This window comes from Niabella aquatica, assembly GCF_054779315.1.
The window spans coordinates 106,241-121,868 of record NZ_BAAGYM010000028.1 but is presented as its reverse complement, the minus strand read 5'-3'; the positions used below and the strand labels follow the sequence as shown (position 1 = coordinate 121,868).

Sequence of the window (15,628 nt, the reverse complement as noted above, 5' to 3'; positions counted from 1 at the left end):
GCAATTCTGTGTAAACCGTATGTATGTATTCATGCGGTTTAGCTATTGAGTGCAGGTTGCAGGTGTTTTTTATAAATACTTTTATTGCTATAGATTAGGAAAATTTTATGTACTCATAAGTATTTTGTTATTTTTTAAAAAACATATTTATATTTGTTATCTAATAAACTTTTTATAAAGTAAATATTAAAAGACGTGGAGAACGGAAACAACGATAAAAAAATGGAAGCCATTTATAGTAAAAGGCTTCGTGCCGGGAAAAGAAGAACTTACTTTTTTGATGTGAGATCTACTAAAGGTAATGACTACTATTTAACTATTACTGAAAGCCGCAAGCGATTTGATGAGAATGGGTATGACAGGCACAAGGTTTTTCTTTATAAAGAAGATTTTAATAAATTTTTAAAAGCATTGAATGAGGCGGTTGAGTATGTGAAAACTGATTTAATGCCCGATTTTGATTTTGATGCATTTAACCATGAATATGACGAAGAGGGAACTCCCATTCCTGCTACCGGTGGTTATATTGCTCCGGCTCCGACTATTGTAGAGGAGTTGCCGCCTTTAGAACAAGCTGATAATGATGAAAAGATTGTGGAGAATACAGCACCTAAAACTTCTGAGTCCGATACGCCGGGTATCAGCCATGAAGAAGTAGATAAATGGTAAGTAAATAATTTAGAGATTTTAGAGCCGCTGATTTTTTCAGCGGCTTTTTTGATGCTTGCCACGTAAGTATAACACGGCCCCGGAACAGTGCATCGTATAGCCGGTTATATCGACCGGAGCCAATTCCTGGTATCTTTCGTAGTTAAAAAAGGCCCTGTTCATATACATGATATCAATCATGTCCAAACAATATCAATATCATGTAGCATTTAGTATACTGTTGTAAAAGAACTGTCTACCTTTAGTACCAACTTTTTCAATTAAAAAAAATAAAGAATATGGATACTTTGTCAGCAGTTAAAAGAAAACCAGAACCAACCGCTAAGAATGAGTTGAAATACGTGTACTCGTTTGGGGGCGGAAAAGCGGATGGAAATGAAAGCATGAAGAATCTTTTAGGAGGTAAAGGTGCCAACCTTGCAGAAATGGCGGGCCATAAAAACCTGAAGCTTCCTGTTCCTCCGGGGTTTACCATTACAACAGAAGTATGTACCTATTTTTACAGCAATAAAAGAACGTATCCTAAAATCCTGGAAAAACAGATCAGGGAAGCTCTTGCCCGGGTTGAAAAATTAATGGGTAAAAAATTCGGTGATCCTAAAAACCCGCTTTTATTATCTGTTCGTTCAGGAGCAAGAAAATCAATGCCCGGAATGATGGATACAGTATTAAACATTGGTCTGAATGATGAAACCGTGAAAGGTTTGATTGAAAGATCGGGTGATGAGCGATTCGCCTACGATGCTTACAGACGCCTGGTAATGATGTATGCGGATGTGGTGATTGAAAAAGCCGGGGGGCTGGAACCGGTAAAAGGAGTAGGTATCCGTAAGATAATGGATGAAAAGCTGAGTCAGCTTAAGAAGAAAAAAGGTTACCAGCTTGATACGGATCTTACAGCCGAAGATCTGAAAAAGCTGGTGAAAGAGTTTAAAGAGCTTACCAAAAAATATCTGAAAGTAGATTTTCCTGAAAAACCGATAGATCAGCTGATGGGTGGTGTAGGGGCTGTATTTGCCTCCTGGAACGGGAAACGTGCAGTTGAATACCGGAGGATCGAAAAAATTCCTGATGAGTGGGGTACCGCTGTAAACGTACAGGCAATGGTTTTTGGCAATATGGGTGAGGATAGCTGTACCGGTGTGGCATTTACACGCAATCCCGGTAACGGAGAGAATTATTTTTATGGAGAATACCTGGTAAATGCCCAGGGTGAAGACGTTGTAGCCGGCATTCGTACCCCTGCACCTATCAATAACAATTCTAAGAACGACCAGAGCAGGGACCTGGTGACCCTCGAAAAATTCATGCCCCTGCAGTACAAAGAATTGAATGATATCCAGAAAAGGCTTGAAAAGCATTACAGGGATATGCAGGACATCGAGTTTACCATCGAGAAAGGAAACCTGTATATGCTCCAGTGCCGTATAGGTAAAAGAAACGGTGTGGCAGCGGTAAAAGTAGCCACTGATATGTATAAGGAGAAGCTGATCAATGCAGATACCGCTATTATGAGGGTAGGCCCTAACCAATTGGTAGAATTGCTGCTTCCTATGATTGATCCTGAAGCAGAAAAAAATGAAACTCCTGTAGCTAAAGGTCTTCCTGCCGGCCCGGGTGGTGCTGTAGGTAAAGTAGTTTTCTCTTCTGAAGACGCTGTAAAATGGGCGTCGAAAGGCGAAAAAGTGATTCTGGTGCGCGAAGAAACTTCTCCTGAGGATGTGGATGGTATGCACAAAGCGCAGGCCATTCTTACTTCCAAAGGAGGAATGACCTCTCATGCCGCGCTTGTGGCAAGAGGCTGGGGTAAATGTTGTATTGTAGGTTGCGGGGAAGTAGAGATCCTGGCAAAAGAAAAAATGCTGATTACCAGATCCGGGCAAAAAATTGTTGAAGGAGAATGGGTTTCTTTAAACGGAACCAAAGGTTTGATGTATAAAGGCACACTTCCTTTAAAAGCGGTAGACCTGAATAAAAATGAGGCCTACAAATTGTTAATGAAACTGGTAGATAAAACAAAGACTCTCCAGGTGCGCACTAATGCAGATACACCTAAAGACGCAAAACAGGCCCTGTATTTTGGTGCGGAAGGTATTGGCTTATTCAGAACCGAACATATGTTCTACGGAGAAGGGAGTGAGCATCCGCTGTTCCTGCTGCGTAAAATGATCATGGCAGATACAGAGAAAGGCCGTAAAAAAGCCCTGGACGAACTTTCGGTATATGTAAAAAAAGATATTAAAGCCACGTTGGAAGTGATGGATGGCCATGCGGTAACAATAAGGCTGCTGGATCCGCCGCTGCACGAATTTGTACCCCACGATAAACAAAAGCTGCAGGAGCTGAGTAAAGAGCTGGGTATCAGGATGAGCCTTTTGAACAGGCGGATACTGGCATTGCATGAAAATAATCCTATGCTGGGACACAGAGGGGTACGTCTGGGCGTATCTTATCCCGAAATTACCGAGATGCAGGTACGTGCCATTCTTGAAGCTGCCGGCGAGCTGATAAAAGAAGGAAAGAAAGCGTATCCCGAGATCATGATACCGGTAACGATGGGCCGCCTTGAGCTGAGCCACCAGAAAGAGATCGTGAATAAAGTATATGAAGAGGTTTGCCAGAAACTGGGCCTGAAAAAGATACCTTATATGTACGGTACAATGATTGAAACGCCCAGGGCCGCGCTGAAAGCTGATTCTATGGCGAAGGTGGCAGACTTTTTCAGTTTTGGTACGAACGATCTTACGCAGATGTCTTTCGGGTTTTCAAGAGATGATATAGGCGGGTTTCTGCCCAAATACCTGGATTACAAATTGCTGACAGATGATCCTTTTGTAACTATTGACCAGAGTGGTGTGGGAGAGCTGGTGAAAATTGCGGTAAATAAAGGACGTCATATAAAGCCTAAGCTGAAGCTGGGAATATGCGGAGAGCATGGCGGCGATGCAGAGTCCGTAAAGTTCTGTCATAAGCTGGGAATGAACTATGTGAGCTGCTCTCCATTTCGCGTACCTATTGCCCGGCTGGCCGCGGCACAGGTAGCTATTGAGGAAAAAAGATAGTTGTGTGTCTGTATTGCTTATAATAAAGGCTGCTGTAATTTGGCAGCTTTTATTTTTTTCAGGTATGCTTCAAACCGGCTTAGGCTAAAACTGCTCAGGTTTTGTGACGCGGTCAGGCCGCCTTTTTGTGATGCCAGCACTCCATAGGTAATATCGTACAGCCCGCTTATGGAATGGGCATCGGGATTAATGGACAGCAGCACATTTTTCTCAAGCGCATAAGGAATCCATTTCCAGTCGAGATCCAACCGGTGCGGGTTGGCATTGATCTCAATCGCAACATCATTGGCCGCGCAGGCATCAATGATCTTTTTATGGTCGATAGGGTAGCCGTTGCGGCTCAGTAATAACCTGCCGGTAGGATGTCCTAAAATAGTAGTGTACGGATTCTCTATTGCCCTGATCAGGCGTTGCATGGCTTTTTCTTCGCTCATATATAAATTGCTGTGTACCGATGCTATTACCAGGTCAAAAGTTTTCAGCACCTCTTCACTATAATCCAGGCTGCCATCATTTAAAATATCGCTTTCTATACTTTTGAAAATTTTAAAAGGAGCCAGCTTTTTATTGAGCTCATCAATATACGAGTGTTGGGCTTTTACTTTTTCTCCCGGAAGGCCATTCGCATAAGCGGCCGTTTTAGAGTGATCGGATATGACGAGGTATTCGAAATTATTTTTTATAAGATCGGCAGCCAGCTCATCAATCGTATGAATACCATCGCTCCAGTTGCTGTGGTTATGAATCATGCCTTTGATGTCACCTGTCTGAATAATATCCGGTAGCAGTTTCTTTTCAGCCTCCTCCAATGCACTGGCTGTTTCGCGATAGAAAGGATAGATAAAAGGAAGTCCTGCCTTTTCAAAGATGGCTGCTTCACTTTCAAATAAAGTATTTTCAAAATTTTGTTTATCGTTCTTCAGAAAAAAAGCATCCAGGAAATGATCTGCTGCAGAAGTTAAGAACTGTTTTGCATATATATTTTCTTCTCCGAAAAAGAGCCGTAGCTTCAGGCCATTGCTCAGGCGGTATAACAGCGAGGTATCTGTATTTTCCAGCAACTCGGGAGGATAAGCCGTTTGGAATTGAGGTATGATTGCTTCTTTTTTTTGCTTTACTACAAATTCCAGCTCTTTCAGGGTCAGCAGCTGGCGGCGGTAATCGCCCGTAACAGCCACCTTATCTTTACCAAACAAACTTTCAAGATAAGATTGTATAGCCGGGAAAATAGCGTGAATTTGCGCAAATAAAAAATGACCCGCATGCTGATTGTAAAACCGTATAGCATCCAGAACATTGGCCTGCGTTTTGGCGCCAAATCCTTTATAACGTGTCAGCCTGTTTTCGTTGCAGGCATACTCCAGCTCACCTATTGACTGAATGCCCATTTCTTTCCATACGGTATGGATCTTTTTAGGCCCTAATCCTTTAATGCGCAGCATTTCGCGTACACCTTCGGGGATGCCTTCGATAAACTCCTGTAAGGTGGTCATACTTCCGGTATCCAGCAGTTCTGTAATTTTTGCAGCTACAGAAGGGCCCAGCCCTTTTATGGCCGCAATGGAGTTCCTGTTTGTTTCAGCCAAAGGGAATTCCAGTTTTTCTATATGAAAAGCAGCGATCGAATAAGTTTTTGACTTGAATGAGTTTTCTCCGTTAATGTCCATCAATTTGGACAGGAGTGAAAAGTGTTCGGCTATATCTGCATTGTTCATTAGTGCAAAATACTTAAATTGAAGTTAGCAGGTTGTTTCACAACCGCTGAACGTACAAATTTTTTATACTTTAAAAAGTAGCATTAACAGCCGCCTATCGCGGGTATCGTCATCAGCAATACTGCGAAAAATTTTATGCCTGCTTTTAAATAAAAACCCCCTGCTGTGAGCAGAGGGTTTGCAATGTACATCAAATTAAGCTTATTTTTTCTTAGCTGCTTTTTTAGGAGCTGCTGCTTTTTTTGCTGCTGCCTTTTTTGGAGCTGCTGCTTTTTTAGGAGCTGCTTTCTTAGGGGCTGCTGCTTTTTTTGGAGCTGCTTTTTTAGCTGCTACTTTTTTTGGAGCTGCTGCTTTTTTAGGAGCTGCTGCTTTTTTTGGAGCTGCCTTTTTTGGAGCTGCTTTTTTAGCTGCTGCTTTTGCCATGAATTTGAATTTAATTGATTAGTAAATGGGTTATCGGTGGTAAAATTATATAAATTAAGTATATTAAAAAATTTTTTTTCCACATCTTATTCAGATATAGGCTGAAGTTATTCACAATCCCTTCTTTTGAAGCTTCCGAAAATGGCTACAGTAACGGCTTTCAGCGTATGCCGGGTGAAAAGCGTTTATAAAAATATGGGTTGACCATTGGGTTTCCCAGCTTTTATATTAAACAACTGCACCCCATTACAAGCAGCTCACAACAGGTTACACAAATCTGCATAAAAAAAGGATGGCTTATGCCATCCCGCGAATCATATCCCGATAAAAATATATTCCTCTTAAGCTTGTGCTGCCTCAGAAACAGAAACAAACGTTCTGTTCTTCCTTCCTCTTTTGAACTCAACTACACCATCAGTTAACGCAAATAAAGTAAAATCTTTACCTACACCAACGTTAGTGCCGGGATGATATACAGTACCACGCTGACGAACAATAATATTGCCTGCGATAGCAGGTTGTCCGCCAAATATTTTAACACCTAATCTTTTGCTTTCCGAATCGCGGCCATTTTTTACACTACCTTCGCCTTTCTTATGTGCCATTTCTTTTTAGTTTAAATGTTGATATGTTTAATGTTGAAAAAGTAACATTTTAACCTGTTAACCTTTCAACCCGTTAACTAATAATTAAGCAATACCAGTTACTTTTATTTTAGTATAAGCTGTGCGGTGGCCTTTCTTTTTATGAAAACCTTTTCTTCTTTTGGTTTTATAAGCTATTACCGTATCACCTTTAATATGATCAATAATTTCAGCGCTAACTGTTGCTTTATTATCACTACCAACAGAAAGTTTTCCATCGGCGTGCACAAAAAGTACATCTAAATTAACAGCATCACCCGCCTGTCCTTCTATATGCGGTACAAATAATGTTTGGTCTTTTTGAACTTTGTATTGCTGACCTGCTACCTTAATTACTGCTATCATCTTATAAAAATTAGGCGGCAAAGGTAGATATTATTTTTGATAAATCACTAATAAATTCCAACTTTATATAAAACCATTTTTCAGTATAGCCGGAGCCAACTATTTTTGCTTACATTTGATTGCTCTTTTGCCCATTAAAAGTTTCATAAATTAATGAAAATCAAGTCTTTTTTAGCAAAACCTTTCGCGTCTATCGTTCATAAAAATATTGGAAAGGGAATGCTGACGGCTGTTGCCGATCAACAGTCGATCCTGAAAAATTTATTAAAAGTTGGTAAAAATACGCAATTTGGCAAGGATCACCGGTTAAGCCTGGTAACCGGATATGATGAGTTCCGGGATGCTGTTCCGGTAAGGGGTTATGAAGACCTGGCTTCTTATATAAGCCTTATAAAGGAAGGAAAGCATAATATTTTATGGAGGGGGCAGCCTATTTATTTTGCTAAAACATCGGGTACTACCAGCGGCACCAAGTATATTCCCATTACAAAAGACTCTATCGGCAATCATATCAATTCTGCCCGGAATGCTCTTTTGTGTTATATGGCAGAAACCGGCAATACCCAGTTCGCAGATGGCAATATGATATTTCTCAGCGGCTCGCCTGAGCTGGAAAGGGTAGGAGGAATACCTACGGGCAGGCTTAGCGGTATTGTAAATCACCATGTACCCCGCTATCTGCGCAAAAACCAATTGCCGGATTATGAAACCAATTGTATAGAGGACTGGGAAACCAAACTGAATAAGATAGTAGATGAAACCCTTCATAAAAATATGACGCTTATCAGCGGTATTCCGCCATGGGTACAAATGTATTTTGATGCGCTTATTAAACGTACAGGTAAACCGGTAGGTGAGATATTCCCTAAGTTTTCGGTAATGGTATATGGAGGAGTCAATTTCGAACCGTACAAGGCAAAGCTTTTCCAGAGCATTGGACGGAAAGTGGATGGTATTGAAACCTTCCCCGCATCAGAAGGCTTTTTTGCTTTCCAGGATACACAAACCAATCCCGGGCTGTTGCTGAACACGGATAGCGGTATATTCTTTGAATTTGTTCCGGAGGAAGAAATAGGTAAAGAACATCCTAAGCGTATTGCTCTTGATGAGGTGAAAACCGGAGTTAATTATGCGCTGATCATAAACAGTAATGCAGGTTTATGGGGATATGATATCGGCGATATGGTAAAGTTTGTTTCTACAGAGCCGTACCGGCTGATAGTAACCGGCCGTACCAAACATTTTATTTCGGCTTTTGGAGAGCACGTGATTGGGGAAGAAGTAGAGCACAGCCTGTTAAAAGCTGCCAGCGAAGAAAATGTGCACATTACAGAATTTACGGTAGCACCTTATGTAAACGAGGGAGCGGGAAAAAGTTATCACGAATGGTTTATTGAGTTCGATAACAAACCCGAAGACATGCATCAGTTTTCTAAAAAGGTAGATGTATATTTACGCCAGAAGAATGTATATTACGATGACCTGATAGCAGGAAATATTTTACAAACTTTAAAGATCACACCTATCAGGAAGAATGGTTTTATAGATTATATGAGGTCGGTAGGCAAGCTGGGTGGGCAAAACAAAGTGCCCCGGTTGAGCAACGACAGGAAGATAGCAGATATTCTTGTCCGGTGGACTGAAGAGAATTAAGTATTATGAGACCGGCTGCAGCGCTGTTATGGCCCGGGCTAGCCTGTGAGTGGCTACTGCCCGGAGGCAGGCGTTTTAGCATCGGAATCAATATTGTCATTAATCATGCAGTTATAGCATCATGATAAAAAGAATTGGAATTTTTGGTTCTACAGGTTCTATAGGCACACAGGCGCTGGAGGTTATTAAAAGTAACCCGGATAAATTTTCTGTGGAAATTCTGACAGCAAATACAAATTATGAAACGCTTATAGAACAGGCGCTGGAACATGATCCCAACATTGTGGTGATTGGAGAGCCCGCGTATTATGAGACCGTAAGACAGGCATTGCTGAAAACAGATATAAAAGTTTTTGCAGGAGAAACCGCGCTGGAGGAAGTAGCCGCAATGGATTGTTATGATATGATGCTGGCAGCCATAGTAGGCTTTGCAGGCCTGAGACCTGTTCTTAAAGCCATTGAAAATAAAAAAGCCATCGCCCTGGCCAATAAGGAAACGCTGGTGGTGGCGGGCGACCTGGTAATGGCTTTAGCAGTGCAGCACCAGGTGCCTGTTATTCCTGTGGATTCAGAACATTCGGCTATTTTTCAATGTCTTATTGGAGAAACCAGGAATAAAATCGAAAAAATATACCTTACCGCTTCGGGCGGACCATTTCTGGGCAGGAAAACCAATTTCCTGGTGAATGTAAAACGGGAGCATGCGCTGCAGCATCCTAACTGGCAAATGGGGGCCAAAATCTCGGTTGATTCGGCTACCTTAATGAATAAAGGCCTGGAGATGATCGAGGCTAAATGGCTGTTTAACCTGCAGCCACAGCAGATTGAGGTACTGGTACATCCGCAAAGCGCTATACACAGCATGGTGCAGTTTGAGGATGGCAGCCTTAAGGCACAGATCGGCGTCCCGGATATGAAGCTGCCTATTCAATATGCCCTGGCCTTTCCATACAGGATACCTAACGATTATCCGAGGTTCAGCTTCAGGAAGTTTCATACATTTACATTTGAAGAACCGGATCTCAGAACTTTCAGGAACCTGGCACTGTCCATTGAAGCATTAGAGAAAGGCGGCAACCTGCCCTGTGTGATGAACGCTGCCAATGAAATTGCCGTGTACGCCTTCCTGAAAAATAAGATCGGCTTTCTGGAAATGACGGATGTGATCGAATCTGTAATGGCCAAAGTACCGTTCATTGCAGCGCCCTCCCTCGATGATTACTTTGACAGCGACGCGGAGGCAAGAACGCTCGCGGCGGATGCAATCAGCATAGAATTATAAAGTTTTGAAACAAGCCTGATCTTCGAGCCATTTTTCAAAAGCGGCCAGCTTATCTTTTACTACTTCAATTTTATGTTTGAAATGGGCTAGCTGAACAAATGGCCGCTGGTAATGCTGTATATAGTTTTTAATGATGATATGCTCCCGGCTGTTGGTAACAAAAAAGCATAAGCGGTATTCCTGCAACAAAACACTGACCTTTAACCATGAAATTTTCAACACGATGGAGTGATGATCATTCAGGTGTACAATTTTGTAATAAGGATTATTGTAATGTTGTTGTATACAAACAATATCCTGTATTATAATGTGATGCCTTTTTTTGAATATATCAGTAAGCCAGATATCTTCTTTGCTTTGTTTGGGATATAAGCTTTTAAGCTCGGCTTCCTTCAAATATTGAGGCAGATTTAACCTTAAATTTTCCCATAACGGCTTTACCAGGTATTTGTCAATTTTAAAGTTATTGATAATCTCCTGCGGAATTTCGGGGTTTTCGCTTTGATAGCCTGTGTTGAAAATAATATAAGGAGCATATTCCTGCAGATTGGCAACGTAGTATAATACTTCATAGGCACTGCCGCCTTTTAGAGCCCAGTCGAGAAAAATAAGGGATGGTTTGTGGTTTTGTATCATCGTTTGCGCGTCCTGAACATGGTGTGAGAACCCACAACATTCCCAGTCGGTAAAATCGGCCATTCTTTCTTTTATGCCATTGCAAACCTTAAGGCTGTCTTCAATGATCATATACGTCAGTTTGGATTTTATGTGCTGCATCTTTTTTTGTTTGATGTGCTGCTGCCAGTGCATTAATACCGGTAGTGATAATGCAGAGGTATTTTAATTTTAACAATAGTGCCTGTATTGCTGTTGTCCGGCATATAGAATACCTCAATTTTATTTTTATTGAACCTGTTTAAAATCGCAATAATATTATTCATGTTCCTCGTTCCGGTGCCATGTTTTTTATAACTGCTGATAGCCATAGACTGTTTCCGCCCGATACCGTTATCTGCAATGGTAAAGTACAGGGTGTTGTTATCGGTACTGATGGCTATAGTAAGGTTATAAGGCGGCAATTTCCTGTTCCGGAGTCCATGCAGCAGGGCATTTTCTACATGTATCTCTAAAAGGCCCAATGGCAGCTTTGTTTCTTTATAGGTTTCCAGCAGTTCTTCACCGGCACAGGTTACTTCCAGTTCAGGCAGATAAATAATCCGGTGTATTTGTATAACATTTTTGATCAGTGTCCATTCGTCTTTCAGGCTATGGTTCACATTTCTTTGCTGCGCATAATTAAAAATAAGGTTGATACTTTCGCCCAGCCTGCTGATGATGCTTTCAGCACCAGGCTTATCTTTTAAATCGGCGCCGATGGCATTCAGCGTATTTAAAATAAAATGGGGACGAAACTGGCTGCTTAAAGTTACCACATTTAGCTGGCTGATTTCTTTTTCCTGTAAAGCTTTTTTACGGCGCGTATTGAGCCACAGGATAAAGGGAGTTAAAAACAGCACAGAGGCCAGGATCCAGAACCACCATTGCTGCCAAATGTATTTGTTAATGGTAAAAGCGTACCGGTAAGTGCCCGTGCTGCCGTCCTGCTCAAAAACCTCTACATAAAAAGTATAAGTGCCGCTGCCTAAATTCTGATAAGAGCACCGGGTTTGCATGCCCGGTTCACTAAATACAGGATGGTCTCCTTTTTGTACTAATGCTGTACGGGTAAAGCGTGGCAAACCATCGGGGCTCAGGTATTCAAAAACGATATCAAAGCTGTTAAAGCCGGCCTGCAGCCGCAATGTTTTTTGATTACTCATTGCTGTATGGCTGCTGTCCCGTTGCAGGTAAGCAGCCATCTGCACCTTGTATTGAGGCAATTGCAGCCAGGTTTTTATGTCCCATTGGTACAGCATATCGCTGGTGCTGAACCAAAACGTACTATCTGTTTTAGATACCAGCATAGTGTTCTGCTCGGTAAAGCTGGTAAAGTTAGCTTCCTGTGGGTTAAGATAACGGAGTATTATTTTTTTCTTCTGATAAAAGCTGTCCAGGTTCAACAGGCATATCCTGTTATAGCAGCCCAGCAGTAGCCAGTTTTTATAAACGGCCATTGCGGTAATGCGCTTTACGGTATTCAACAGCGGGTGATTCACCTGATGGATATTTTGGGGTGTGGCAGGCTGTTCATAATTATTATAATACCAAAGGCCATGGTCATCGCTGCCCATCCATACCGTTCCTTTTTTATCGGTAAGGCTGCTGATAAAGCCAATAGGGCTTTCCTTATTTTCGGTACGATAAGTAGCGCCTTTTTTGGAGGCAGGATCATATACCGCGAATCCTTTTTTAGGATGCCCCATCCATATCCTGCCCAGTGTATCTTCGGTAATGCTTGCCATTCCAAAAGGTGCGATGCCCGAAGTACTGTCTAACCGGCTCCACCGGGTAAAGGGCTGCTCCAGCTCTTTTGCATCGCAATAAAAAACAGGATAGCCCGATGCGGCCGAGGGAAAATACACTTTCCCGTTTTTGGGGGCAAGGTATAAATAGTATCCGGTTGTGGCGGCAGGCTGTTGCAGCCTGCGCATATTGCCCTGCATATCATACTGCAGTATTCCGCCGTTATAAGATTCTCCCACCAGGTACAGGTTACCATTATAGTTTATCGAAGCGTTCATGAACTGATAGGGTTGCTGCTTTAATGGTATTACCGGTTGCTTATTATTGGTGGGATCAATAATACTTAATTGGTGCTGGTAATTGCCCGCCCATATCCGCCCGGCGTCATCCTGTGCCAGCGCAAATATATTACTGGCATTGTCGTTGTTATAAATGCGGGGATATTTTTTGATATAAGGAAATGCCCTGAACGGTTTATTGCCTGTTAATATGGTAAGATAAGGATAGGCGGGGTTTATTCTTGTACTGTTTATTTTATCTTTTGCTTCAAACACGATAGTGGGGGATTTTATACGGTTGCTGTCAGCCGTAAAATATTCATACAGGCCCTTTTTATATTTAAATACATATTGATCGTGGATGCATGTGAGGGCAAAATGGCTGTTGAACTGTTCAGCAGTAAGGGGTAACTGCTTGCCGGTTCGGGCAGCCATAAAACCGGCAAAGGACTGCTTCAGCGCCAGGTTTTCCTGCAGCCTGCTGTTGTACAAATGTGGGAAACAATAAGCGTAATCAATAAGCGAAATCGTGGTAATATATTGTAGCCGGTGATGAGCCGTATCCGGCGTATAAAATTGACGGCTGCCATCCTGCAGGGGAAAGGAAATAGTGCGCTCCCCGTTGTGGAAAATATCAATGCCTGCATTTTCCGGGTTTATATGAGGAGGTAGCAGGAAGGTATCCGTAATCTTCCATTCGTAATTTTTAAATTCATACCATACCAGTTTGGCGCCTGTAATTTCCAGGGCAAAAAGCCTGCCGCTGTAAATGTCTTCATACATTCCCTGCAGTTGCCTGTTTTTGGTTTCAATCACTTTCCACAAGGTGTCATTTCTCAGGATGGATATTTTTTCCGGCGTCTCAAATATCCACACTTCGTTTCCTGGTTTTATTTTTAAAACAGTTCCGTTGGTAATATTACCAAGGCCGGGTATGTGCTTTATAAAATTATTGCCGGTAATATGCAGGTTGCCAAAAAAATCTTTGGCATATATTTTACCCGAAGCATGATGTTCAAAAATGTTTACATAATTGTAACCCGGGAAGCCGTATGCTTCGGTAAGCGTATAGGTATTTGCCACAGCTGCCGGTGTACGCTTTTGCGCAGCGGTACAAAGTATAAACCCCATAAGCAATATCGTTAACACCAGCCTCATAGGCCAAAAGTACAAAGGGATGATAAAATATAGCACATGGCGTAACGACAAAATGTTCTCCTGTTAAATATGAATATTTCGGTTTCATGCGTGTTTTTTTCAGTTTCATGAATGATGCTGAGGTCAGCATCACTGTATGTATTAAATTGCTGTAAGTAAGCGGGAGCCGGTAAGCCGGGTTTTTTAATAAGCTTATCCTGGAAAGGGGCACTTATATCCTGAAAAATATTTTCCTGATAGATACCTGCATATTTTGTGAACCTATATGTTAATACGACTGCTTGTTATACTACTGATCATACCTGCTGCAACCTATTCCCAACAATGCTATGAGTTGAATGATGGCAGGAGGCTGTCGTTGTTTTCTCCTTTTATTAAAAACTCTCCGAGGTTTATGTCAAAAGTTCCGGGAGGCGCTTTTGGTGATACCAGTAGTATAAGAGCATGTAACAACACAAAGAAAAAAGTAGTCGTAACGCTTTATAAAACACAGGATGGCGAACCGATTTTTGCTGCTCACAACGGAACAGTGAATATATATACTTCTGTTAATTTATTTGAAGACAATCAGGCGAATGATGCAATTTGGATCAATGGAGAAAGCTTGACTACTAACTATATAGGCCTTAGGCCAATTGTTCAAACTGGCCAGTATATCTACGCAGGTCAATTAATTGGAAGAGTATATCGGGAAAATTATGGTGCTCTTTTTGGATTCGGGATCCGTATGTCACCTCCCGTAAACCCTATTCACAAAAGACGTTTTTTACCGTCTGTCGAAGATAAGATCAATAGTTGCGTCTGTAATGATGACCCTGTTTGGCCAGAGTATTTTGTAGACCCGGCAAGCCCATTTATTGCTTTTGACAGATATAACGATTTCTTCCCCGAAGCATCTTTGAAAATAACAACCGAACCTGGCGGCATTGGCCGCTGGAGCTTTGATAATGGCGTTACCTGGCTGCCGGGAGGTGAAAAAATAAGCGGCCTGCCTTTTGGATATTATAAAATAATTTTTAAAACGGAATATGGCTACACTTCACCATCATCTATTCAGGTAAAGATAGTTAATAGCAATAAGGACTTCGTAACTACAGTGAAATATACTCCTGATTATACCATATTAAAAAAGCCCGAAGCTGTACTTCAAAGGGAAGCTGATCAAAAGCAAATGGACACCAGGATGGCGCATGCATTGGATTCTTTAAACACTATTGTAAATGCCAATGATAAAACAACATACCTGAAGAACAGTATTATCGACAGCCTTAATAGGCGCTTTACGAAGATTGAGGAGATACAAAAAGAAACGTTTTTCTTTACCCGGCTTTTCAAATATATCCTGCCCATATTGTTACTGGCAATCCTGTTTACGATCATCCTGCTTTTTCAGAATAATAAAATACGGAGGCAAAAGAGATACCTGGAAAACCTGCAAAAAGAGCAGCATCACCGGGTACATAACAGCTTAAGCCTGGTAAGCAGCCTGCTGAATAAATATAAGAATAATATAAATCCTGAAAAGCTGGCTGATATTGATAACAGCATTATTGCTATTTCTACCGTGCACCGGCAATTATACAAAGGAAGCGATCTCGAAAATATAAACTTTCAGCCGGTGCTGGAACATATAGCCGGATCTCTTTTAACGCAAAAAGAGCTGGGGGATTCTGTAATGGTGCATATTGATGCGCACGTAATTATACCCCAGAAAAAATCTACTACACTTGCTTTAATATTTAATGAGCTATTTACAAATTCTCTTAAATATGCCTTCCGGCATACTGAAGGGAAAGCGGTTTTTTATACAGTGACAAAACAGGGTGATCAGATTTCAGTTTTATACCGGGATAACGGTAACGGATATCCCAATGATTTCCTGAAACGAAAAACAGCCGGGTTTGGCCGGGTGTTGTTAGAAGGACTTGCCCACCAGTTAAGAGCTAAAATAAATTTTTACAACAAAGACGGCGCCTGCTGCATGATAAAACTGTAA

Annotated in this window: 11 protein-coding genes; 5 read left to right on the top strand and 6 right to left on the bottom strand. The window is 41.6% G+C overall.

What is annotated here, in order from left to right; translation table 11 throughout:
- Positions 1 to 195 precede the first annotated feature (195 nt).
- Both ACYVBM_RS18275 and ppdK read left to right on the top strand, forming a co-directional pair.
- Positions 196 to 669, top strand: coding sequence for a DUF3276 family protein (locus ACYVBM_RS18275; RefSeq protein ID WP_460687142.1), 474 nt, complete (start codon positions 196 to 198; stop codon positions 667 to 669).
- Positions 670 to 947: 278 nt separating this feature from the next.
- Positions 948 to 3,731, top strand: a complete 2,784-nt coding sequence (gene ppdK / locus ACYVBM_RS18270; RefSeq protein ID WP_460687141.1) for a pyruvate, phosphate dikinase — start codon at positions 948 to 950, stop codon at positions 3,729 to 3,731.
- 17 nt (positions 3,732 to 3,748) lie between these two features.
- Here the strand turns inward: ppdK and ACYVBM_RS18265 are convergent, their stop codons facing one another.
- The 4 genes from ACYVBM_RS18265 to rplU form a co-directional block, all read right to left on the bottom strand.
- Positions 3,749 to 5,446, bottom strand: a complete 1,698-nt coding sequence (locus ACYVBM_RS18265) for a helix-hairpin-helix domain-containing protein (protein ID WP_460687140.1) — start codon at positions 5,444 to 5,446, stop codon at positions 3,749 to 3,751.
- Positions 5,447 to 5,647: 201 nt separating this feature from the next.
- Positions 5,648 to 5,869 carry a hypothetical protein gene (locus ACYVBM_RS18260; protein WP_460687139.1) on the bottom strand — a complete coding sequence of 74 codons (222 nt, stop codon included), beginning with the start codon at positions 5,867 to 5,869 and terminating at the stop codon, positions 5,648 to 5,650.
- Positions 5,870 to 6,210: 341 nt separating this feature from the next.
- The gene (gene rpmA, locus ACYVBM_RS18255; protein ID WP_460687138.1) at positions 6,211 to 6,474 is read right to left on the bottom strand and encodes a 50S ribosomal protein L27; all 264 of its coding nucleotides are present in this window, start codon (positions 6,472 to 6,474) and stop codon (positions 6,211 to 6,213) included.
- An 84-nt stretch (positions 6,475 to 6,558) separates the two neighbouring features.
- Positions 6,559 to 6,858 (bottom strand): 50S ribosomal protein L21, encoded by a 300-nt coding sequence (gene rplU, locus ACYVBM_RS18250; protein ID WP_460687137.1) that lies wholly within the window; start codon positions 6,856 to 6,858, stop codon positions 6,559 to 6,561.
- 153 nt (positions 6,859 to 7,011) lie between these two features.
- Here rplU and ACYVBM_RS18245 point away from each other — a divergent pair, with 153 nt between their 5' ends.
- Both ACYVBM_RS18245 and ACYVBM_RS18240 read left to right on the top strand, forming a co-directional pair.
- Positions 7,012 to 8,511 carry a GH3 family acyl-acid amido synthetase gene (locus ACYVBM_RS18245; protein ID WP_460687136.1) on the top strand — a complete coding sequence of 500 codons (1,500 nt, stop codon included), beginning with the start codon at positions 7,012 to 7,014 and terminating at the stop codon, positions 8,509 to 8,511.
- Between the two features lie 121 nt (positions 8,512 to 8,632).
- On the top strand, positions 8,633 to 9,793 hold the full coding sequence (locus tag ACYVBM_RS18240; RefSeq protein ID WP_460687135.1) for a 1-deoxy-D-xylulose-5-phosphate reductoisomerase: 1,161 nt from the start codon (positions 8,633 to 8,635) through the stop codon (positions 9,791 to 9,793).
- On the opposite strand, the gene ACYVBM_RS18235 is transcribed toward ACYVBM_RS18240, so the two are convergent.
- Both ACYVBM_RS18235 and ACYVBM_RS18230 read right to left on the bottom strand, forming a co-directional pair.
- Positions 9,788 to 10,570 (bottom strand): hypothetical protein, encoded by a 783-nt coding sequence (locus ACYVBM_RS18235; protein WP_460687134.1) that lies wholly within the window; start codon positions 10,568 to 10,570, stop codon positions 9,788 to 9,790. The two genes, ACYVBM_RS18240 and ACYVBM_RS18235, sit on opposite strands and share 6 nt — an antisense overlap.
- A gap of 32 nt (positions 10,571 to 10,602) precedes the next feature.
- A complete protein-coding gene (locus ACYVBM_RS18230) occupies positions 10,603 to 13,605 on the bottom strand; it encodes a histidine kinase (protein ID WP_460687133.1) in 3,003 nt (1,000 codons plus the stop codon).
- Between the two features lie 292 nt (positions 13,606 to 13,897).
- Here ACYVBM_RS18230 and ACYVBM_RS18225 point away from each other — a divergent pair, with 292 nt between their 5' ends.
- Positions 13,898 to 15,628: a sensor histidine kinase gene (locus ACYVBM_RS18225; protein ID WP_460687132.1), complete on the top strand. Its 1,731-nt coding sequence runs from the start codon at positions 13,898 to 13,900 to the stop codon at positions 15,626 to 15,628.